The sequence below is a fragment of the Rhizobium sp. SRDI969 genome (assembly GCF_025152725.1).
GTDB classification, from domain to species: Bacteria; Pseudomonadota; Alphaproteobacteria; order Rhizobiales; family Rhizobiaceae; genus Rhizobium; species Rhizobium leguminosarum_I.
Genome location: NZ_CP104036.1, coordinates 462,466 through 483,200, shown reverse-complemented (window position 1 = coordinate 483,200; position 20,735 = coordinate 462,466). Strand labels below are relative to the sequence as shown.

At 62.2% G+C, this 20,735-nt stretch carries 20 protein-coding genes; 15 read left to right on the top strand and 5 right to left on the bottom strand.

Going from position 1 to position 20,735, the window contains the following annotated elements; all coding sequences use genetic code 11:
* Positions 1–7 precede the first annotated feature (7 nt).
* Positions 8–712 carry a 5-formyltetrahydrofolate cyclo-ligase gene (locus N2A41_RS26400; RefSeq protein ID WP_222385474.1) on the top strand — a complete coding sequence of 235 codons (705 nt, stop codon included), beginning with the start codon at positions 8–10 and terminating at the stop codon, positions 710–712.
* Between the two features lie 159 nt (positions 713–871).
* Here N2A41_RS26400 and N2A41_RS26395 read toward each other — a convergent pair whose 3' ends face one another.
* Complete coding sequence (locus N2A41_RS26395) at positions 872–1,792, bottom strand: GNAT family N-acetyltransferase (protein WP_222385526.1); 921 nt, start codon at positions 1,790–1,792, stop codon at positions 872–874.
* Between the two features lie 262 nt (positions 1,793–2,054).
* On the opposite strand from N2A41_RS26395, the gene argE reads away from it, so the two are divergent.
* From argE to N2A41_RS26350, 9 genes are all read left to right on the top strand, one after another.
* Positions 2,055–3,176 carry an acetylornithine deacetylase gene (gene argE / locus N2A41_RS26390; RefSeq protein ID WP_222385475.1) on the top strand — a complete coding sequence of 374 codons (1,122 nt, stop codon included), beginning with the start codon at positions 2,055–2,057 and terminating at the stop codon, positions 3,174–3,176.
* 24 nt (positions 3,177–3,200) lie between these two features.
* Positions 3,201–4,124 carry a 2-hydroxyacid dehydrogenase gene (locus N2A41_RS26385; protein ID WP_222385476.1) on the top strand — a complete coding sequence of 308 codons (924 nt, stop codon included), beginning with the start codon at positions 3,201–3,203 and terminating at the stop codon, positions 4,122–4,124.
* Positions 4,125–4,149: 25 nt separating this feature from the next.
* Complete coding sequence (locus N2A41_RS26380) at positions 4,150–4,503, top strand: cupin domain-containing protein (RefSeq protein ID WP_222280749.1); 354 nt, start codon at positions 4,150–4,152, stop codon at positions 4,501–4,503.
* 123 nt (positions 4,504–4,626) lie between these two features.
* Positions 4,627–6,090 (top strand): aldehyde dehydrogenase family protein, encoded by a 1,464-nt coding sequence (locus N2A41_RS26375; protein WP_260111217.1) that lies wholly within the window; start codon positions 4,627–4,629, stop codon positions 6,088–6,090.
* Between the two features lie 9 nt (positions 6,091–6,099).
* Positions 6,100–7,143 (top strand): tartrate dehydrogenase, encoded by a 1,044-nt coding sequence (locus tag N2A41_RS26370; RefSeq protein WP_260111216.1) that lies wholly within the window; start codon positions 6,100–6,102, stop codon positions 7,141–7,143.
* Between the two features lie 15 nt (positions 7,144–7,158).
* The gene (locus N2A41_RS26365) at positions 7,159–8,616 is read left to right on the top strand and encodes an NAD-dependent succinate-semialdehyde dehydrogenase (protein ID WP_260111215.1); all 1,458 of its coding nucleotides are present in this window, start codon (positions 7,159–7,161) and stop codon (positions 8,614–8,616) included.
* Between the two features lie 213 nt (positions 8,617–8,829).
* Positions 8,830–9,216 carry a hypothetical protein gene (locus N2A41_RS26360; protein ID WP_260111214.1) on the top strand — a complete coding sequence of 129 codons (387 nt, stop codon included), beginning with the start codon at positions 8,830–8,832 and terminating at the stop codon, positions 9,214–9,216.
* A gap of 16 nt (positions 9,217–9,232) precedes the next feature.
* Entirely contained in the window at positions 9,233–9,997 is a 765-nt protein-coding gene (locus tag N2A41_RS26355) for a DUF6065 family protein (RefSeq protein WP_260111213.1), read from the top strand.
* Complete coding sequence (locus N2A41_RS26350; RefSeq protein ID WP_260111212.1) at positions 9,994–11,136, top strand: MFS transporter; 1,143 nt, start codon at positions 9,994–9,996, stop codon at positions 11,134–11,136. The genes N2A41_RS26355 and N2A41_RS26350 overlap by 4 nt, the downstream gene beginning before the upstream one ends.
* A 151-nt stretch (positions 11,137–11,287) precedes the next feature.
* On the opposite strand, the gene N2A41_RS26345 is transcribed toward N2A41_RS26350, so the two are convergent.
* The 4 genes from N2A41_RS26345 to N2A41_RS26330 form a co-directional block, all read right to left on the bottom strand.
* A complete protein-coding gene (locus N2A41_RS26345) occupies positions 11,288–12,562 on the bottom strand; it encodes an NAD(P)/FAD-dependent oxidoreductase (protein ID WP_260111211.1) in 1,275 nt (424 codons plus the stop codon).
* A gap of 13 nt (positions 12,563–12,575) precedes the next feature.
* Entirely contained in the window at positions 12,576–13,244 is a 669-nt protein-coding gene (locus N2A41_RS26340) for a haloacid dehalogenase type II (RefSeq protein ID WP_222385482.1), read from the bottom strand.
* 163 nt (positions 13,245–13,407) lie between these two features.
* The gene (gene otnC, locus N2A41_RS26335; protein ID WP_222385483.1) at positions 13,408–14,082 is read right to left on the bottom strand and encodes a 3-oxo-tetronate 4-phosphate decarboxylase; all 675 of its coding nucleotides are present in this window, start codon (positions 14,080–14,082) and stop codon (positions 13,408–13,410) included.
* A gap of 16 nt (positions 14,083–14,098) precedes the next feature.
* Positions 14,099–15,097: a LacI family DNA-binding transcriptional regulator gene (locus N2A41_RS26330; RefSeq protein WP_017967521.1), complete on the bottom strand. Its 999-nt coding sequence runs from the start codon at positions 15,095–15,097 to the stop codon at positions 14,099–14,101.
* Between the two features lie 238 nt (positions 15,098–15,335).
* On the opposite strand from N2A41_RS26330, the gene N2A41_RS26325 reads away from it, so the two are divergent.
* The 5 genes from N2A41_RS26325 to N2A41_RS26305 all read left to right on the top strand — a co-directional run bounded on the left by N2A41_RS26325 (position 15,336) and on the right by N2A41_RS26305 (position 20,732).
* Positions 15,336–16,652 carry an MFS transporter gene (locus N2A41_RS26325; protein WP_260111210.1) on the top strand — a complete coding sequence of 439 codons (1,317 nt, stop codon included), beginning with the start codon at positions 15,336–15,338 and terminating at the stop codon, positions 16,650–16,652.
* 68 nt (positions 16,653–16,720) lie between these two features.
* Positions 16,721–17,665 carry an L-threonate dehydrogenase gene (ltnD, locus tag N2A41_RS26320; RefSeq protein ID WP_170259593.1) on the top strand — a complete coding sequence of 315 codons (945 nt, stop codon included), beginning with the start codon at positions 16,721–16,723 and terminating at the stop codon, positions 17,663–17,665.
* 14 nt (positions 17,666–17,679) lie between these two features.
* Positions 17,680–18,456: a 2-oxo-tetronate isomerase gene (otnI, locus tag N2A41_RS26315; RefSeq protein ID WP_222350874.1), complete on the top strand. Its 777-nt coding sequence runs from the start codon at positions 17,680–17,682 to the stop codon at positions 18,454–18,456.
* A 3-nt stretch (positions 18,457–18,459) separates the two neighbouring features.
* A complete protein-coding gene (gene otnK / locus N2A41_RS26310; RefSeq protein ID WP_222385486.1) occupies positions 18,460–19,740 on the top strand; it encodes a 3-oxo-tetronate kinase in 1,281 nt (426 codons plus the stop codon).
* Positions 19,741–19,895: 155 nt separating this feature from the next.
* A complete protein-coding gene (locus N2A41_RS26305; protein ID WP_222385487.1) occupies positions 19,896–20,732 on the top strand; it encodes a GNAT family N-acetyltransferase in 837 nt (278 codons plus the stop codon).
* Positions 20,733–20,735 lie beyond the last annotated feature (3 nt).

The following is a 20,735-nucleotide window of genomic DNA, read 5'->3' as shown; positions in this document are numbered from 1 at the left end:
ACGCTCCATGAGTGACGATGTCAGGAAAAACAGTGCCGATGGCTACGCCTCACCGGCCTGCTTCATGCACGAGGTCGATCCGGTCTACATGGGCCTCAAACCGGAGCCCGAAGCCGTCCGGGAGTGGCGGAAGGAAGAACGCCGTCGTCTGATAGACCGCCGGACGTTGCTCGCAGCGAATGAGCGCGAGCAACGAACATCTCTGATCCGCCATCATCTGGATCGGCTTCTGCCGAAGATCGCCGGCCGCAACGTCAGCCTGTATTGGCCGTTTCTGGGGGAGCCGGACCTTCGCGGCTGGATGCAGTCGGCGGCAGCTTGCGGCGCCACCTGTCTATTGCCAGTGGTGACGGAAAAAAGGACGCCCCTCAGCTTCCGCTCTTGGAGCGTCGGCGAGGAACTGACACGCGGCATCCTGAACATCCCGGTTCCGCTTCGCGGCGAAGAGCGCCTGCCCGATATCATCGTCGCGCCGGTCGTCGGATTCGATGCGCAATGTTACCGGCTCGGTTTCGGAGGCGGTTATTTCGATCGAACGCTGGCCTCTCTCAATCCCCGGCCTTTCGCGATCGGCGTCGGTTTCGACTTCCAGGAGATCGACACGATCCGACCTCAGGACCATGACATCCCCATGGATGCGATCGTAACCGATATCGAAATCCGGTTTCGCCAAGGCATTGGCTCCTTTGCCGCAAGGATGTTCGAGGGTTAGCCGATGATGAGGAGACGAGGGAAAGCCCGGTAGGGTTCTGAGAATACCACTCGCTCCGGCCCGAATTCGAACGTCAGCAGGTTTTGACCTGCCTCCACGTCTGTCCCTGCGCTTGATGCATGGCGAATGTCGGTTGCGTCGGCGCCTATCCGGCCTGCGTCAACCGAGTGCCTGGCTGACCAGCGCATAGGTCCTCGGCTCGTGCGCCGCCTGATGTCCCGGAACCGGGAGCCAAGGGCCACCGAACGACATGGTCGTGACGATGTCGTAGACAGGAAGCCCGCAGCGGGAGAGGAAATCGGAAAAACTTCCGCCCTGCTCGCGTGTGTCGAGGCGCAGGAACGCCCCTGCATGCTCGGCCGCATGCGGGCGGACGACGGCGATCGCGTCCGCGTCACTGCACGCAACAATGGGACCGATGACATGGCCACGCCCGAACCGCCGGCAAAGCGAGAAAGCCTCGATCCAGCCGGCGCGGGTCAATACGATGCCTTTGGAGTTTGCCATCAGCCTGGCCAAGAGCAGCTTACGATCGGTGCCGAAGGCCACGCAATCCAGTTCGGCGATCGCTTCCAGATCGCTGGCCTCAACTGCCCGTATTGCGGCACCGGGCGGCAGCTCCACACCCGGCGGCGATATCGCTTCTCCCTGGCATTGAAAGACGAGCGCCTCGCGAACAAAGTTCAGGGAACGATAGAGACGTCGCGCTGCGCGCGTCGCATTCAGCCCAAGGTTCCGCCCGGCGACCTGCTCCAGCGCGTGGCCCATGAGCCATTGCCCGGCGCCATTGGTTTGAAGACGCGGCGAGGTGATGACCATACCGATCGTGGCAAATTGGGCATCGTAGGGAAACCACATCGCAGAGCCCAGGATGCGGCCGATTTCATCGATCGCCACGATGCCCTGGCCGAATTCGCGCAAGAACTGCCAGTCTTCGCCACGATGGGGCCAGGCGACGGTCATCGACAGTGCATGCAACTTGTCGAGGGCAACGCTGTCGATCCCGGCGATATGCGTCTCGAAACTATCGACGAACCTGGATTCGGATGTCAGTTCACTCACTCCCACCCCCTGCCGCATTTTTCCGGCCAAGCCGGCGTCTGGAAACTTCTCTGCCAAGACTAGAACAGATCGTTCGATACAATTCACTGGTGAGGCCGGCGCAAACACAACAATCGACCAAATCCGCTGCACTTTCGGCAAATAAAGCCTGGAGCGTCCTCTAAAGTCATTGACTAGGCCAATCGGCCGCTGTCGCCGTTCACCTTAAGAGCCCGGAAATGCCGTCTCCCGTCAGCCCAATTGCAGGCACCTCGAAGATCCCCGCACTGTGAGGAATCCCATGCAGGCAATTGAAATTCTCGAAAGGCTCGTTGGTTTCCCCTCCGTCGTCGGCACGCCGAACGGCGAGATCGTGGCGTGGATCCGGCACTATCTGCAAAGCCACGGCGCTGTCGTCACGGAGCTCCCCGGCCCGGAGGGCGATCGGTCGAACCTCTTCGCGACGATCGGTCCGAAGGAAACACCGGGCTATATCCTCTCCGGTCATATGGACGTAGTCCCGGCCATGGAAGGTGGCTGGACCAGCGACCCTTTCCGCCTGCGGGCCGAAGCAGATCGCCTCTACGGTCGCGGCGCCACGGATATGAAGGGCTTCCTGGCTGCGGCTCTTGCGGCCGTTCCGGCGCTGGCGGCCTCACCGCTTCGCCGGCCCGTCCACCTTGCCTTTTCCTATGACGAGGAGGCCGGCTGCCGCGGCGTGCCGCATATGATCGCCCGCCTGCCGGAGCTCTGTGCAGCCCCGCTTGGCGCGATCATCGGCGAACCGAGCGGCATGCGGGCAATCCGCGCCCACAAGGGCAAGGCCGCCGCCCGGCTGACCGTCAGGGGCCGGTCCGGCCACTCTTCGCGCCCGGACCAAGGACTGAACGCGATCCATGCCATCACCGACGTCCTAGCCTGCGCTCGCGCCGAAGCCGAACGGCTCACGCGCGGCCCGTATGAGCCTGTCTTCGAACCGCCCTACTCCTCCCTTCAGGTCGGCACGCTGAAAGGCGGCCAGGCAGTCAACATCATTCCCGACAGTTGCGAGGCCGAGTTCGAAGCGCGGGCCATTTCCGGCGTCGATCCCGCCACGTTGCTGGCCCCACTGCGAGCGTCGGCCGAGGGACTATCGCAGCTTGGCTTTCAGGTGGAATGGCGTGAACTCAGCGCCTATCCGGCGCTTTCGCTGGCCGCCGATGCGCCGCTTGCAACTCTGCTTAACGAACTGACCGGCGCCGAGCCGCTCGCCGCCGTCAGCTACGGCACGGAGGCTGGGCTTTTTCAGCGCGCCGGCGTCGATGCGATCATCTGCGGACCGGGCGACATCGGCCGCGCCCACAAGCCGGACGAATTCATCCTCGCCAGTGAACTTTCGGCCTGCCAGGCGATGATCGAGGCACTCGGCCGCCGTTGCGCCTGATGACATGATCGAGGATCGGATCCAATGACCTTTCTCTTCAATGCCGATGCGAAGCGCGGCGCCATATTTGCCGAAGCCTTCGCGCGGGAACTGCCCGACGTTGCCTTCTCCATGGATCCCCAGTCGGTCGAACCGGACGCCGTGCGCTACCTGATCACCTGGACCGTACCGGAGGACCTCGCGCGCTATCGCAATCTCGAAATCCTGTTTTCGATCGGCGCCGGCATCGACCAGTTCCGTATCGATACGGTGCCTGCATCGGTCAAGGTCGTGCGCATGGTCGAGGACGGCATCATCAGGATGATGCAGGAATATGTGACGCTGGCAGTCCTTGCGCTCCATCGCGACCTGCCGGCCTATCTCGACCAGCAGCGCCGCCGGACCTGGCAGACCATCGCTCCTAGGCAAGCCTCGGACCGCCGCATCGGCGTGCTCGGCCTCGGCATGCTTGGAAGCACAGTGCTCGAACGTCTGCAGCCCTTCGGCTTTCCGCTTTCGGGCTGGAACCGCAGCCCGCGCGAGATCGACGGCATCCGATGCCTGAGCGGTCGCGACGGTCTCGATACTCTGCTTGCAACCACCGACATTCTCGTCTGCCTGCTGCCGCTGACGGATGAGACGCGCGGCTTCCTGAATGCCACGCTCTTCGCCGGACTGCCGGCCGGCGCAGCACTCGTCCATGTCGGCCGAGGCGCCCAGCTCGACCACCAGGCGCTCGTCGACGCGCTCGACGCCGGACATCTCTCCGGCGCCGTCGTCGACGTCACAGAGCCGGAACCGCTGCCTGCGGACCACGCCTTCTGGAGCCATCCGAAGATCCTGCTGACGCCGCATATTGCGAGCGTCACCCAGCCTGAAACCGCCGCGGCGGCCGTGATCGGCAACATCAAGCGGCATCAGGCAGGCCTTGATCCGATCGGACTGGTCGATCGCAGCCGCGGCTACTGAGTTCTCAACCCAGGAAAGCAAAATCATGTCCCTCCTCAAGACGATCGACACCGACCCTACCTTCGCGCCGCGCGAGTCCGGCCCGCTCCCGGAACGGCTGATCTCGGGCGATCCGGCCTTCAAGACCTGGGCGCAGGACGTCGCCCGCGGCGAGACGGTTCATAGCGGCGTCTGGGAAGCCACACCCGGCGAGACGCGCTCGATCAAGGGCGAGACCTTCGAGTTCTGCCATATCCTTTCCGGCCTGGTCGAAATCACGCCGGAAGGCGGCGAACCGGTGGTCTACAAGGCCGGCGACAGCTTCGTCATGAAGCCAGGCTTCGTTGGCGTCTGGAAAACGATCGAGACTGTACGCAAGATCTATGTGACCGTGACGTGACGCCGTAGATTTGACTGCGGCGGCGGCGAAAACGCAATTTTTCGCCGCTGCGGCACCGCCGGTCGATGCATGCTGCTCGCCTTCCCCAGTTAGCCTTGTCTCAGCCCATCCCGAGGACATGCGATGACACTCAGCTTCGATCCGAACACCATATCCCTGCCCGTCGGACATTTCATCGGCGGCCGGCTGGTTCCGGCCGAAGCCGTCATCGACATGCATCGCCCATCCGACGGCAAGGCCTATGCCGGCTGCCCGCTGGCCGACCAGGCCCTTGTCGACCAGGCCGTCGAAACCGCCAGGACCGCATTGAAGACGAGCAACTGGGGCGGCGTACGGCCACGCGAGCGAACCGTGGCGCTGCACCGCTGGGCGGACATGATCGACGCCGAGGCGGAAACCCTCGCCAGGCTCGAAGCGCTCTCCTCGACACGGCCCATTAGTCATCTCGTCGCCGGCGACATCGCCGTCACCGCCGAGCAAATCCGCTTCTTTGCCGAGTTCGCCGACAAGGAAGGCGGCGACCTTGTGCCGACAGACGATGCCAATTTCGGCATGATCATGACCGAACCCTATGGCGTCGTCGGCGCCATCACGCCCTGGAATTTTCCCTTGTCCATGGCCGGCTGGAAGCTCGGCCCGGCGCTGGCGGCGGGCAATGCGGTGGTGCTGAAGCCGTCGGAAATGACGCCGTTTTCGACGCTCTATCTCGCCGAACTTTGGGTGCGAGCCGGCCTGCCGGCCGGTCTCGTCAACATCGTGCTCGGCGACGGCCCAACCACCGGAAATGCGATCACCGGACATCCGGGCATCGCCAAGGTCAGCTTCACGGGCTCGACTGCGGCCGGCGCGGCAATCATGACCAACATCGCCCGCACCGGCGTCAAGCCGATGACGCTGGAACTCGGCGGCAAAAGCCCGCAACTGGTCTTCGCCGATGCCGATCTCGAGCTTGCAGCCGGCGCAATCGCCGGCAGCATTCTCTCCAACGCCGGCCAGGCCTGCGTTTGCGGATCCCGCCTGATCGTCGAGGCGAAGGTGGCGGACGCGCTCGCAGCCGCACTTATCAAGAGGCTGGCGGCCATCCGCCCCGGCCCCACCTGGGATGAAGCAACCGATTATTCGCCCGTCATCTCCGAACGCCAGATTGCCCGCATGGACGGTATCATCCGCGCAGCCATCGACGACGGCGCCGAATGCCTCACCGGTGGCCGCCGGCTCGACCGCGAAGGTTATTTCTACGCACCGACCCTGATATCAGGCGTGACGGCAACATCGCCGGCGGTTCTTGAGGAAATCTTTGGACCGGTGCTAACCATTCAGACCTTTGAGGATGAGGAAGAGGCGCTGAGCCTCGCCGATCATCCGGCCTATGGGCTTGCCGGCGGCCTCTTCACTCGCGATCTCTCGCGTGCCATCCGCGTGACCCGCCGCCTGCAGGCCGGCACCGTCTGGGTCAACCGCTACGGCCGCTCACGCGACCATATCCTGCCGACCGGGGGCTACAAGCAGTCCGGCATCGGCAAGGATCTCGGCCGCGACGCCTATCTCGCCAACCGCAAGAGCAAGAGTGTGCTCATCAGCCTGTGAGGACCTGCGATGAAGACCTACAAGATCGCCCTTCTGCCCGGAGACGGCATCGGCCGTGACGTGACGGCAGCAGCTTGGGCCGTGCTCGAAAAGGCAGCTCGCCTGAACGGATTTTCTCTTGATGCAACCAGCTATCCCTGGTCCTGCGACTACTATCTGGAGAACGGCAGCATGATGCCCGCCGATGGCATCGAAACGCTCAGATCCTTCGATGCCATCCTGCTCGGCGCCGTCGGCTGGCCTCGCAAAGTGCCGGATTCAGTGTCGCTGCATGGGCTTCTGCTGCCGATCCGCAAGGCTTTCGTGCAATATGCCAATATTCGCCCGCACCGGCTGCTGCAGGGTGTGCAGGGGCCGTTAAGGGCTGGCGGCTTCGACATCCTCTGCATTCGTGAAAACACCGAGGGCGAATATTCCGGCGCCGGTGGCCGCGTCCACCAGGGCACCGACAATGAAGTGGCTGTGGAGACCTCGATTTTCACCCGCACGGGAGTCGAGCGCATCCTGCGCTTCGGCTTTGAGCAAGCACGGGCGCGACGCGGCAAGCTTGCCTCTGTGACGAAGTCCAACGCGCAGAAATATTCGATGGTCTTCTGGGACGAGATCACCCAGAGGCTTTCAGCCGAATATCCCGAGGTCGAGGTGACCAGCTACCATATCGACGCCATGGCCGCCCGCATGGTCATGGCGCCCGATAGTCTCGACGTCGTGGTCGCCTCCAACCTGTTCGGCGATATCCTGACCGACCTCGGCGCCGCTATCCAGGGCGGGCTTGGCTTTGCAGCCTCCGCCAATATCAATCCCGATCGCTCGGCGCCATCGATGTTCGAACCGGTCCACGGCTCGGCGCCCGATATCGCTGATCGCGGCATCGCCAATCCGATCGCCGCCATCTGGTCGGGCGCGATGATGCTGGAGCATTTGGGAGAAACGGCTGCCGCCGCAAGGGTGATGGCATCAATCGAGGCGACGACGGCAAACGGCATCGGCGCAATTCCCGGCAAGGACAAGACCGACGCGATCACGGCATCGGTGCTTTCGGCACTTGGCTGATCAATGGAGAACAGAATGAACGGACTAAGGGATAGCAGCCTGTTTCGTCAGCAAGGGCTGATCGACGGAGAATGGCGCGGGGCTGAAAACGGGCGCACGATCGAGGTGATCGATCCGGCGACCCAGCATATGCTGGGCACTGTGCCCGACATGGACGGAGCCGATACGAGGGCGGCAATCGCCGCCGCGGAAAAGGCCTTTGCTCCATGGCGCGCCAGGACCAATGCCGAGCGCGGCGCATTGCTGGAAGCCTGGCACGATCTGATGCTCGACAATATCGAGGATCTGGCGCTGATCCTCACCCGTGAGCAGGGCAAGCCGCTGACGGAAGCGCGCGGCGAAATCCGCTACGGCGCCTCGTTCATCAAATGGTTCTCCGAGGAGGCGCGCCGCATCGGCGGGACGACCATTCCCTCACCGACGGCGGATCGGCGGATCGTCGTTCTGAAGGAGCCCGTTGGCGTGTCGGCGATCATCACGCCGTGGAATTTTCCGAATGCGATGATCACCCGCAAGGTCGGGCCGGCGCTCGCCGCAGGCTGCACGGTCGTTATCAAGCCATCGGACCTCACCCCCTTTTCGGCACTGGCGCTCGGCGTCTTGGCGGAGCGCGCCGGCATCCCGAAGGGGGTGATCAACATCGTCACCGGCATGCCGGCCGGCATCGGCGACGAACTGATGGCGAACCAGACCGTCCGCAAGATCTCTTTCACCGGCTCGACCCGCGTCGGCTCGCTGCTGATGCGCGGCGCGGCCGACAGCGTCAAGCGGCTTAGCCTTGAACTCGGCGGCAACGCACCCTTCATCGTCTTCGACGATGCCGATCTCGATCTTGCCGTGGAAGGTGCTATCGCCTCGAAATTCCGCAATGGCGGGCAGACCTGCGTCTGCGCCAACCGGCTTCTCGTCCAGTCCGGCGTCTACGAGGCCTTTGCCGCCAAACTTTCCGCGCGCGTATCGGCCATGAAGGTCGGGGCCGGCACGGATGCCGGCACGGATATCGGGCCGATGATCAACAGAGCGGCGATCGAGAAGATCAAGCGTCATGTCGACGATGCGGTGGAAAAGGGAGCGAGGATCCTTGCCACCGCGGGTTCTGTGTCTGAAGGCGATCAATATGCGGTGCCGATGGTGCTTGGCGATGCGACGACCGAGATGCAGCTCGCCAGCGAAGAGACCTTCGGACCCGTTGCCCCGCTTTTCCGTTTCGACAACGAAGAGGAGGCGATCCGCATCGCCAACGCCACGCCCTTCGGCCTTGCGGCCTATTTCTACACCGAGAGCCTGAAACGCTCCTGGCGGGTCGCCGAAGCGCTCGAATTCGGGATGCTCGGCCTGAACACGGGGGCGATCTCAACTGAGGTGGCTCCCTTCGGCGGCGTCAAGCAATCCGGCCTCGGTCGTGAAGGCGCCCAATGCGGCATCGACGAATATCTGGAAATGAAGAGCTTCCACATCGGTGGGCTCGCCTAACTACAAGAAAACAAAAAAGCGCCGGGACATCATTCCGGCGCTGGATGATCGGAGCGACTGTCGATGCTCCTGCTGGAGCAACTCCGACACGTCATTTTGAGTACTCCGCAGCCTTGGCGGATGTCTGCAAAATTGCGGTGCCCAAACAACATTTCTTTGACGCTGCTTTGACGGCAGGATGCTACGGCCTGTTAAGATTTGGGGGATGCGCTGGTGAAAGCGCTTCGGCAAGAAGACGCCAGCAGAAGCAAATATCAGCCTCCCGCGCTGCTGAGCCAGGTTGAAATGCGCGGCTGTAATGCTAGCCTCGGTAGGCGACAGTCTCGTCGCTTTACTATAGGTGGTGATATGAAACATGATGATTCACTCGCCAAGCAGCGAGTTGCGTACAAAGCAGCTGACTTTGCCGACGCCGGCAACGTTCACATCGCCAACAAAAGCCCCATGTTTGCCATCGGCGATTTCATCGATGATGGCAAAGTGCATATTGCAAATAAAAGTCCTGCATTTGACATTGCCGATTTCGTTGATGACGGCCGAGTCCATATCGCGAACAAGAGCCCTGCTTTTGATGTCGCCCTGATGGACGAAGCAGCGTAAGGGTTGCAATCAGATCATGCGCAGCTTGGTTCAGCCGGAGTCCGACGGTGACGTCGGCATAACATTTTTGCGCATGATCCCGTCGGCTGTGAAGCCGATCCCTGCGGATTCCTCCGCCTCTGGTACGCTGCCTGTTCGAGCCTACAGATATTGCGAGCCGATCAGGCTGGCATCGCAGCTGGGGTGGTACGTATTTCCGCCCATAGACTTCCGCGTGGTATGGGATGGAAGGGTCATTCTATTCAAATGCGCGGGCATCGACAGCTGGATACAGGCGGACACTCTCCAGTTTCCAAAATTCAAGGCTCACTTCAATGCCTCCGCGCCTGCCGAGGTGCAAGGATATTCTCCGCCGTTCATATCCTCCGTGCCGGAGGGCGGTTCGTTCCAATTGTGGAGCGGGCTCGTCCTGAAAACGCCCCCCGGAGTTTTCGCTTATGTTCGCGCCCCCATCAATCACACTCCCAACAATCACACATTCAAGTACGAAGGCATCGTCGAGACGGACGCCTGGTTCGGCCCGCTCTTCACCAACATCAAAATCCTGAAGACCGACACCGAGATCATCTATCGGCGAAACCAGCCGATCCTGCAGGTTTTTCCGGTAAATTTCGATTTCCTGTCCCTTGGGACCGTCAGAGACTTCGGCTTCGTGGAATCCCTCGATGAGTTCGGGGAGGATGACTGGGCGGCGTACAAAAGCACGATTGTCGATCGCGTGGGGCCAAAGCGGGAAAAGGGCAGCTACGCCAAGCAATCACGAAAGTCCAAACGGACATGAGGGAGAGGCCGTCAGGCGGAAGGCTGCTCTTCCTGTCGGTGCTCTTGGCCGCATCTGCCTACACAGCCGATATCTCCATTTTCCCGATCATATTGGCAAGCTTGTCCAGGGGATACGAGATGAACGCCGCAGACAGCATTCTTCTCGCCTATTCCTATAATATCGCCTTGGTTGCGGGCATCGTTCCTTCGTATTTTGCCCGGACTCCGCATATCCTTCTGAGCCTGTTTCGATTGGGGCTTGTCCTGTTTTTGGCCGGGGCGGTTCTGCTGTTCGCTTCGGGCGCCTTTTACGGTCTCTTGTCAGCGCGGATTCTGATGGGCCTGGGAGCGGGGATTTTCTCACCGCTTATCCCTTCCATCATTTCGGTCATGTACAAGGAAAAGGCAAAGTATCTTTCCTACTGGGCGACGACGACAGGAGCCGTCTGCGTGATCGCGCCCCTGGCGTTGATCATGGCCGCGCAGATGTTCGCTCTTCGCAGTTCGGTTATTTTGATCGTTCTCTTATCGATTCTGGCTTTCTTTCTAGCTGGGAAATCCACGGCGGTGGTGTCTGAAAGGGCCTCCTCCACGGAGGTCACCGGATCGCCGTCGATGTCATGGAAGGGCCTGCTGTCAGTTCTTGTGACGGTTTTCGTCATCTACGGCCAAGTGACCTGGCTCATCTACTCCGTTCCGCTTAGGGCTGCTCATGGCGGGGCCACCGATACCTATTTGGCGCTCCTCGGAGCGTCGCCATGGGTTTCATTCACCATCGTCTGCTATATGATGAGCAGGATCAGCAGTGTCTATTTTCCGCAGTGTTTGATGGTCTCGGCAATCCTGGCTGGCGCGGGTTTGCTCATTTTCATGCACTTGTCAATAGATTCCGCAAGCGGCCTCTTCTTCGTCATGTTTGTCGCGGGCGCCGCGATGGCGATCGCCAACATTCCGTCAACGGCCCTCGCGTTCTCCTATGTCGATGCATCCAGATTGGGATTGATTTCGTGCCTGGATATCCTGGCGGCCCGGCTTGGCGGGGCTTTCTATCTCCATCAATTCGACTGGGCGTCGCCCGGTGTCGAAATCGTATGGTCAGGGATACCGCTGATGCTGTCGCTGGGTTTCATACTCATGCCGCAGCGTAAGCTTGAATAGCGTTGTCAGTCGGCTAGAACAGGATGATTTCAGGCCTGTTCGGCCCAAAATCTGAATCCTGTTCTAGTTAGAGCATGATGTCGTCCGCAAACCGCTCACACTTTTCGGCATCATGCTCTAGAACAGTGGCTGCAAGAACTGATCCGGCCTGTTACTGGAAGCGATCGAGGGTCTTGTAATAGAGCCCGACGAGCGGCAGAAACCAAGGCTTTCCGAAATGGCCGGGGACGGCGGGCCAGTCGAGACCCTTGATCGGGTTACGGTCGGCCTTGCCGAGGATGGCGTCGGCCATGATCATGCCGAGATGGGTGGAGAGCTGGGCGCCGTGGCCGGAATAGCCCATAGCATACCAGACACCATCGACATAGCCGGCGCGCGGATAGCGGTCCTTGGTCATATCGACCAGCCCGCCCCAGCAATAGTCGATCTCGACGCCGGCAAGCTGTGGGAAGATTTCAGCCAGGCTGGCGCGGAGAATGTCGCCGCTCCTTGCGTCCGAGCGCTGATCCGATGTGGCGGAAAAGCGGGCGCGGCCGCCGAAGATCAGCCGCTTGTCCGGCGACAGCCGGAAATAGTTGCCGATGTTCATCGACGTCACACAGGTCCGGTTGCCTGGCATCGTAGCGGCGATTTCGGCGTCGGTCAGCGGACGGGTTGCGATCAGAAAGCTGCCGACGGAAACGATCCGTCGGCGGAAATAGCTGAAGAGCGGCGGCGTATAGGCGCCCGTCGCGACCAGCACGTGATCTGCGGCGACGGTGCCGAGTGCCGTCATTAGGCTATGGCGACCGTTGCCCTGCCGGTGCGCGGTCACCGCCGCCTTTTCGAAGATGACGGCACCGTGACGGGCGGCCGCAGTGGCGAGCCCGCCGACATAGCGGCCCATATGCATCATCGCGCTCTTCTTCGAGAGCATGGCACCATGGAAGGGCGAGCCGACCTCGCTCTTCAAGTCACCCGCCGAAAGAAGCGCCGTCTGCGGATCGACCTCTTTATGCACCGCCTCGAAATTGCGGGCAATGGCGTCGAAATGCTGCGGCTTGGAAGCAAGCTTCAGCTTGCCGGCGCGGCGGAAATTGCAGTCGATCCCCTCTTCGGCAATGATCGCCTCGATCGTATCGATGGAATCGTCGAACGCTTTGTAGAGGGCGACGGCTCGCTCCACGCCGAGTGCTGATTTGGCGGACAGGAAGCTATGGGCGAGGCCGTTGTTGAGGTGGCCGCCATTGCGTCCCGATGCCCCCCAGCCGACCCGTTCGGCCTCCAGCACGACGACCTTGACGCCCGTTTTCGCAAGCTGGCGCGCCGCGGCAAGCCCGGTGAAGCCGGCGCCGATGACGGCGACGTCATAATGTCCTTCGACGGGGCCTTGAGCGCCGCCGGCAAAGACTGGTGCCGTGTCGTGCCAGTAGGATTCGAACTGCATCCGCGTGTCTCCGTCAGAGCCCGACGACGCCAGGCAGGCCCGAGATGTCAGGAATTTCGACATAACCGTAATAAGGATTGGCCGGCTCATGGCCGCGATTGACCCAGACCTTGTTCTTGATGCCGAGATCGTGGGCCGACATCAGGTCATAGCGGAAGGAGGACGAGCAATGCAGCACGTCTTCCGGCCCGCAGCCCAGCATATCGAGCATATATTCAAAGCCCCTGAAGCGTGGCTTGTAGGACTGCGCCTGCTCGGCGGTATAGACCGCACGGAAGGGCGCGCCCAGTTTTTCGACATTCGACATGATCTGCGAATTCATGGCGTTGGAGAGGATGACCAAAGGGATTTCCTTGGCGACCTTGGCGAGACCGGCCGGGACATCCGAATGCGGCCCCCAGGTCGGAACCCGCTCATAGATCATCCGGGCGGCTTCATCGCGAAATGTCACGCCGTTGCGTTTGCATGTCCGCTCGAGCGAATTGTGCACCACCTCGGCATAGGGTTTCCAGTCGCCCATGATCTCGTCGAGCCGATAGGCGGCGAAATTCTTGATGAACTCCGCCATGCGTCGCTCGTCGAGCTCTTCGCCGTAGAGGTCGCGCGCCGCTTCCGCCATCTGAAAGTTGGTCAGCGTGCCGTAGCAGTCGAAGGTGATGTATTTCGGACGGAACGTCGTCATTTGCGTATCCTTGAGCGATCGGAGCTGTCACAATCATAGGCACCGCTTCACCCGCAGCTCGCCTGAATTGGCGGCATCGAAAGCAGAATCTATCGTATCGAAAGCGGGGTTTGGCAGAAGGTTGCGCGCCTGCCCGCAGTCAACGGCCAGCGGAGTGACGCCTTCAATCGCCGTCGTGATCGTGATCGTGATGAGACGGAAGGTCGAGGCCGAAGGTGTAGACGAGATCGGCCACCTGCGCCGGGCTGAGGAAACGGGGGTTGAGGTTGCGCAACAGCAGATAGAGCTTCGCCGTTTCCTCCAGTTCCTCGGTCGCAAAGACCGCCGCCTCCAGGCTGTCGCCGGCGACAACAGGTCCGTGATTGGCCAGAAGCACCGACGAATACTTGCCCGCCAGCCCACGGATGGCATCAGCCACCGCCGGATCGCCGGGACGATAATAGGGCACCAACGCGGTTTCGCCGGCGCGCATTAGATAATATGGCGTCATCGGCGGCAGGGCCGCGCGCGGATCGATCTCCGGCAGCATGGTCAGTGCCACCGCGTGGGTGGAGTGAAGGTGGACGATGGCGCGGGCGCTGCCGCGCGTATCGTAAAGGGCGGTGTGCAGCGGGATCTCCTTGGTTGGCTTGTCGCCGGACAGGAGCCGGCCTTCGGCATCAAGCCTGGAGATCCGTGCCGGGTCGAGAAAGCCGAGCGAGGCATTGGTCGGCGTGATCAGCCAGCCGCCATCCTCCAGCCGCAACGATATGTTGCCCGACGAACCGGGCGTCAGCCCGCGCTCAAACAGCGAGCGGCCGTATCGGCAGATTTCCTCACGCAGGCGCGCGTCGGACATGACAGTTCCTCCAATGTTAGGCGGTTGCCCCTTCGATCAGTTCAAAGCCGAGATTGACGGACTGCGGCGGCGCATTAGTGACGACCAACTGCGCGGCTATCTCCCCGGTCGCCACGCGCGGCGTTCGGATGGTCGACAACGGCTGTGGGGTTGCCCGGCCGATATCGAGGCCGTTATAGCCGAAAATGGCGAGCTTCGAGGGGATCGCGATCCCTTCGGCCAGACAGTGAAAATAGCCGCCCAGCGCCATGTCGTCGTTGGAGAAATAAACCGCATCGAGATCGGTCGTCTGGGCAAGCAGCCGCTCCAGCCCCAACCTGCCGTTTTCCACGGACGAAGCGCCGGCGAGAATTTCGCGGGCGCTGAGCGGGGCGTCATGCGCATCGAGCGTTTCGCAAAAGCTGGAAAACCGCTTGCCGGCACGGGTATCGCGGTTCAGGTCGTGACCGACATAGCCGATCCGGCGATAACCCCGCTTGAGCAGGAAGGCAGCGCTCTCCCGCCCGGCGGCGCGGTTCGAGAAGCCGACCGCGATATCGAGAGCATCGCCGTCGAGATCGAGCAGCTCGACGACCCGGCACCCGCTGGCGCGCAGCATCTTCACCGTACCCTCGGTATGCTCGCATCCGGCCAGCATGACCGCCGCCGGCCGCCAGGCGAGCATCGCGGCGGCGAGCGCTTCCTCCTTGCCCGGATCATAATCGGTCACCGAGAAAACTGCCTGATACCGGTTTTCCTCCAGAACGGCACTGGCGCCGCGCAGCACATCGGGAAAAACGATGTTGGACAAAGAGGGAATGACGAAGGCGACAAGACGCGAACCGGTGGAGGCCAGCGTTCCCGCAATCCGGTTCGGCACATAGCCCAACCGCTCGACGGCGGCCATTACCCGCTCGCGCGTCTTGCCGGAAAACGAACCGTGGTTGCGCAGGACGCGCGACACCGTGCTCTCGCCGACACCGGCCGCTTCCGCGACCTCGGCAAGCGTCACCGTCGCCTGATGTTTGAATTCCATCGTTGCGTTTGAACCCGACTGTTGAGGTGGTTGCCTGGCCTTCCCGCCCGATGCCCACCGCGTTTGCTCCATTTTTCACCGCTCCAGCGAAGAAGCAAGATTTTTTTGGCAGCGCTACCAATTTCTTGTTGGCAGCGCTGCCAAAATGGCTTATTGAAAATGGCAGCGCTGCCAAAAGTGGCTCGGCGCGCCGCGGGAGGATCGACAGGAGACCGCGGAACAATCGGAGGAGTAAATCATGACGCTGCAGACGCAAGCGCCAGTCATTGGCGCACATCCCGTCCAGACGCTCGAAGACTGTGCCTATGGCAAGGTATTCTGGCGCATCGTACCGTTCTTAATGCTGTGCTATGTGGTGGCCTATCTCGACCGCGTCAATGTCGGTTTCGCCAAGCTGCAGATGTCGAGCGAGCTCGGCCTCTCGGAAGCCGCCTATGGCATCGGCGCCGGCATTTTCTTCATCGGCTATTTTCTGTTTGAAGTGCCGAGCAACATCATCATGAACAAGGTTGGCGCACGGGTGTGGATCGCCCGCATCATGCTCACCTGGGGCATCATTTCAGCCGCCTTCATGTTCACCTCGTCGGAAACCGTCTTCTATATCCTGCGTTTCCTGCTGGGCGTTGCCGAAGCCGGATTTTTCCCCGGCATTATTCTTTATCTGACCGCGTGGTATCCGGCCCACCGCCGCGCCAGGATCATCACTACCTTCATGTCGGCGATCCCTATATCCGCCATTTTCGGCAATCCGCTTTCGGGTCTCCTGATGGACAGTTTCCACGGCACGCACGGACTTTCCGGCTGGCAGTGGATGTTCCTGATCGAAGCCATTCCAGCCATTCTTTTCGGCGTTGCGACGTTCTTCTACCTTGATGATACGATCCAGGGCGCAAAATGGCTGAACGATGAGGAAAAGCGCGTGCTGACGGCCAATATCGAGGCGGAGAACCGGGCCAAGACGGCAAGCCCGCACAGCATCGCCGCAACACTGAGCGACCGTCGCGTCTGGCTGATGTGCCTGATCTATTTCTGCTTCGTGCTCGGGCAATATGGCCTAAATTTCTGGATGCCGACGATCGTCAAGGCCTCCGGCGTCAACGGAAACCTCAATATCGGCCTGATTTCGGCGATCCCCTATATCTGCACATTCGTCGTGATGCTGGCGCTCGGACGTTCCGCCGACAGGCTGCGCGAACGCCGCTGGCACCTCGTGGTCCCGGCACTCATCGCCGCCGGTGGCTTTGCCGCGGCGACGATGGCGACGAGCACGGCGGTCTCGATTGTCTGCCTCTCGCTGGCTGCTGCTGGCGCCATCAGTTGCGCGCCGCTGTTCTGGTCGCTTCCGACAGCGTTTCTCGCCGGCACGGGCGCTGCGGCCGGCATCGCCTGGATCAATTCGGTCGGCAATCTCGCCGGGTTTCTCGGGCCGTTTCTGGTAGGCTATCTCAAAGACTTCACCGGCACCAACAGCGCCGGCATGTATCTGCTGGCGGCTGCCTTGGTCGTTGGTTCGCTGGCCGTGTTGACGGTTCCGGCGAAAAGCGTCAATCGCTAAAACACAGCCCCTCCGGGATGGCACCCGGCGGGGCGCAGACCTTCCTCACAAGACTGGAGAACCTCCTCATGTCACCGCTTGCTGAAAACTCGGGCTCGGCCGTTGTCGCGGCCGTCATCGGTCTTGGTTCGATGGGGCTTGGAATGGCCCTGTCGATGAAGCGCGCAGGTCTCGACGTCGTTGGATATGATGTCACGCCGGCGGCAGTGGACCGCTTCATCGCCGACGGCGGACGGGGCGCGGCGACCCCAGCCGCTGCGGCAAAGGATGCCGACATCGTCGTCTCCGTAGTTGTCAACGGCGCGCAGACCGAGGCCGTGCTGTTCGGGCCTCACGGCGTCGCGAGCACAATGAAGCCCGGCGCCGTCTTCATTTCGTCGGCCACCATGGATCCAGCCGTCGCGCGCGATCTGGCCGGGCGGGTGGAAGCTCTCGGCCTGCATTACCTCGACGCGCCGATTTCGGGCGGCGCGGCCAAGGCGGCGCGTGGCGAACTGACGATCATGGCATCCGGCTCCAGACAGGCCTTCGATACGGCGCGCCCGGGTCTCGACGCCATGGCCGCCAAGGTCTATGAGCTCGGCGACGAGGCCGGAAAAGGTGCTGCCTTCAAGATGATCAACCAGCTTCTCGCCGGCGTGCACATCGCAGCCGCCTGTGAGGCCATAACCTTTGCCGCCAAGCAGGGCCTCGACCTCGACAAGGTCTACGAGGTGATCACCGCGTCGGCCGGCAATTCCTGGATGTTCGAAAACCGCGTGCCGCATGTGCTGGCCGGAGACTATACTCCGCTCAGCAGCATCGAGATTTTCGTCAAGGATCTCGGTATCGTCCAGGACATGGCCCGCTCCGAGCGCTATCCGGTACCGCTCGCGGCAGCGGCCCTGCAGATGTATCTGGCCGCCTCCGGGGCCGGCATGGGCCGTGACGACGATTCCTCGCTCGCGCGGCTCTATGCCAAACTTTCCGGCGCTGAATTGCCCAGCTCGACCAAAGAGCCGCAGAGCCTGTAAAAGGAACGCTAGACATGCCCGTTTTCGCCGCCAACCTGACGATGATGTTCAACGAATGGGCGTTCCTCGACCGCTTCGACGCCGCAGCCGAGGCCGGCTTTGCTGCGGTCGAATACCTCTTTCCCTATGAAGCCGCGCCGGAGGCGATCGCCGAACGGCTTGCCCGCAACAATCTGCAGCAGGCCCTGTTCAACCTGCCGCCGGGCGACTGGGCAGCAGGCGAGCGTGGTATCGCCGCGCTTCCCGGACGCTTCGATGCACTGAAAGCCGATGTCGAGCGGGCCCTGGACTATGCGGCGGCGACGGGCGTCAGACGGTTGCACCTGATGGCAGGCATCGCCGATCGTCATGACGAAGACGCCTCCTCCTGTTACCGGCGCGCCGTCACCTATGCTGCCGGGCGGCTTGCTGAAAAAGGCATCGATCTCCTGCTCGAGCCGATCAACGGGCGCAACATGCCTGGATATTTCCTCAACGACTTCGCCGCCGCCGAGCGGCTGATTGCCGAATGCGGCCTGCCGAACCTGAAGCTGCAGTTCGACATCTATCACCGCCAGATCATCCACGGCGACGTCACTATGGCCTTGCGACACCTCCTGCCGATTGCCGGCCATATCCAGATCGCCAGCGTGCCGTCACGCAACGAACCGGATGGGGAGGAACTGAACTACCCCTATCTGTTCGGCGAAATCGACCGACTTGGGTATGACGGTTTCATCGGCTGCGAATACATCCCGCGCGGCCACACACTGGACGGTCTTGGCTGGTTCAAACCTTTTGCACGGAGCTAGACGATGGCTATTTTGCTCGGATCAATCGCTGACGACTACACGGGCGCCTCCGACCTCGCCAACACGCTGACGAAGAACGGTCTGCGCACGGTGCAGACGGTCGGCATCCCCGATCCGTCGCTGGCACTACCGGATGTCGACGCCGTGGTGGTTTCCCTGAAGATCCGCTCTGTCCCTGCCTCGGACGCCGTGGCGGCGGCGGCGAGCGCCGAGCGATGGCTGCGCCGGCGGGGTGCCGGCCACGTGCTTTACAAGATCTGCTCGACGTTCGATTCCACCGATGCCGGCAATATCGGCCCGGTCACCGAAGCATTGAGCGACGCGGCCGGCGGCGGCTCCGTGCTGGTGACACCCGCCTTTCCGGAAACGGGACGCACCGTCTATCTCGGTCATCTCTTCGTCGGCGGCCAGCCGCTGAACGAGAGCCCGCTCAAGGACCACCCCCTCAATCCGATGCATGACGCCAGTCTCGTGCGGGTTCTCACCCGACAATCGCGCAATGCCGTCGGACTGATCGATCTCGCAGCCATCGCGGCCGGACCCGGCGCCGTCAAGGCGAGGCTCGATGCCCTGCGCACGGCAGGCGTCTCCACGGTTATCGCCGATGCGATTTTTGAACGCGATCTTGAAACGCTCGGCGAGGTCGCTCTCGAAACGCCGGTGTCCACCGGTGCGTCCGGCCTCGGCCTCGGCCTTGCCCGCGCGCTCGTCCGCTCCGGCCGGATATCCTCCGGCGGAGCAACGACGACGGACGCCATTCGCCCGGTGGGCGGGCTTTCCGCGATCGTTGCCGGCAGTTGCTCCAAGGCGACGCTCCACCAGCTCGACATCGCCGAACGGTCGATGCCCGTCCTGCGGCTCGACCCGGAGCGGCTGCTTGCCGGTCCCGATGAGATCGCCGCGGCGATTTCCTGGGCTGGAGACCGCATCTCCGCCGGTCCCGTCGTCGTCGCCGCGAGCGCTGCGCCTGAAACCGTATCCCGGCTGCAATCGCTCTATGGAAGAGAGGCCTCCGGCCACACGATCGAGACCGCGACGTCGATCATCGCCACAGAACTGGTGGAGAGAGGCGTGCGGCGCCTTGTGGTCGCAGGCGGCGAAACCTCAGGAGCGGCGGTCGACAGGCTCGCCATTCCGGCATTTCTGATCGGCCCGGAGATTGCGCCCGGTGTGCCGGTGCTGCGCACGGTCGGCAATGCGCAGGGCGATATGCTTCTGGCGTTGAAATCAGGCAACTTCGGAGGCGAGGATTTCTTTACCGCAGCGCTGGCAATGATGCGCTGACAGACCCGGGATCCGATGAATATCGATCGGTTCCGGCATAAGATGCGGCGGCCCATGACAGCAGCGCCATAAGATACTGCTTCAACCATGGCCTTCAGACGATCTGCCCGCCGGCGCTCCGGCAGACTGGCGGGCACGACATGAAGGACGCCCCCATGCAAGCAAGTCAGATCGAAATCGTCCCGTTCGGCCCCGATCATCTGGAAGCCGCCGTTGCGCTCTCAAGACAGGCGGGCTGGCCGCATCGGACGGAAGACTGGCAGCTGGCGCTCGCCTTGAGCGACGGGATGGTTGCGGTCGAGGATGGCAGGGTCGTCGGCACCGTCCTCGTCACGCCTTACAAGTGCGATTGTGCGACGATCAATATGGTCATCGTCGACGAGACGATGCGCGGCAGGGGTCTCGGCCGGAAACTCATGGACGCCGCATTGCTGGCCGCGGGAGACCGGCCGTTGAGGCTGGTGGCCACGACGGCAGGGCTGCCGCTCTACCAAAAGCTTGGCTTCCACGAGACGGGTACCGTGCTGCAGCACCAGGGCCTTGCCGGAGACATCGCCGCGCCGGCGGAAACGCAAGCCGCCACCGACGCCGACCTTCCTGCTATCGCGGCACTCGACCGCCTTGCCTTCGGCGCCGACCGCGAAGGGCTGCTCTCTTATTTCACCAAGATCGGCGAATTCGCCGTCATTCGCCGTGACGGCCGCATTTCCGGGTTCGCTTGCCTGCGTCCTTTCGGCCGCGGCGAAGTGATCGGCCCCGTGGTGGCTGCCGAGCTCGGCGAAGCCAGGAAACTCATCGAACATTTCATCGCCAGGCGGCCCGGACGGTTCCTCAGGGTCGACACCACTGATGAGACCGGGCTTTCCCCATGGCTCGCCGAACAGGGGCTCGCCCATGTCGGCGGCGGAATCACGATGACAAAGCCGTTGATTCGCGACGCCGCCGATCCGACCGCCACCACCTTTGCCCTCGCCAGCCAGGCACTCGGCTGATCC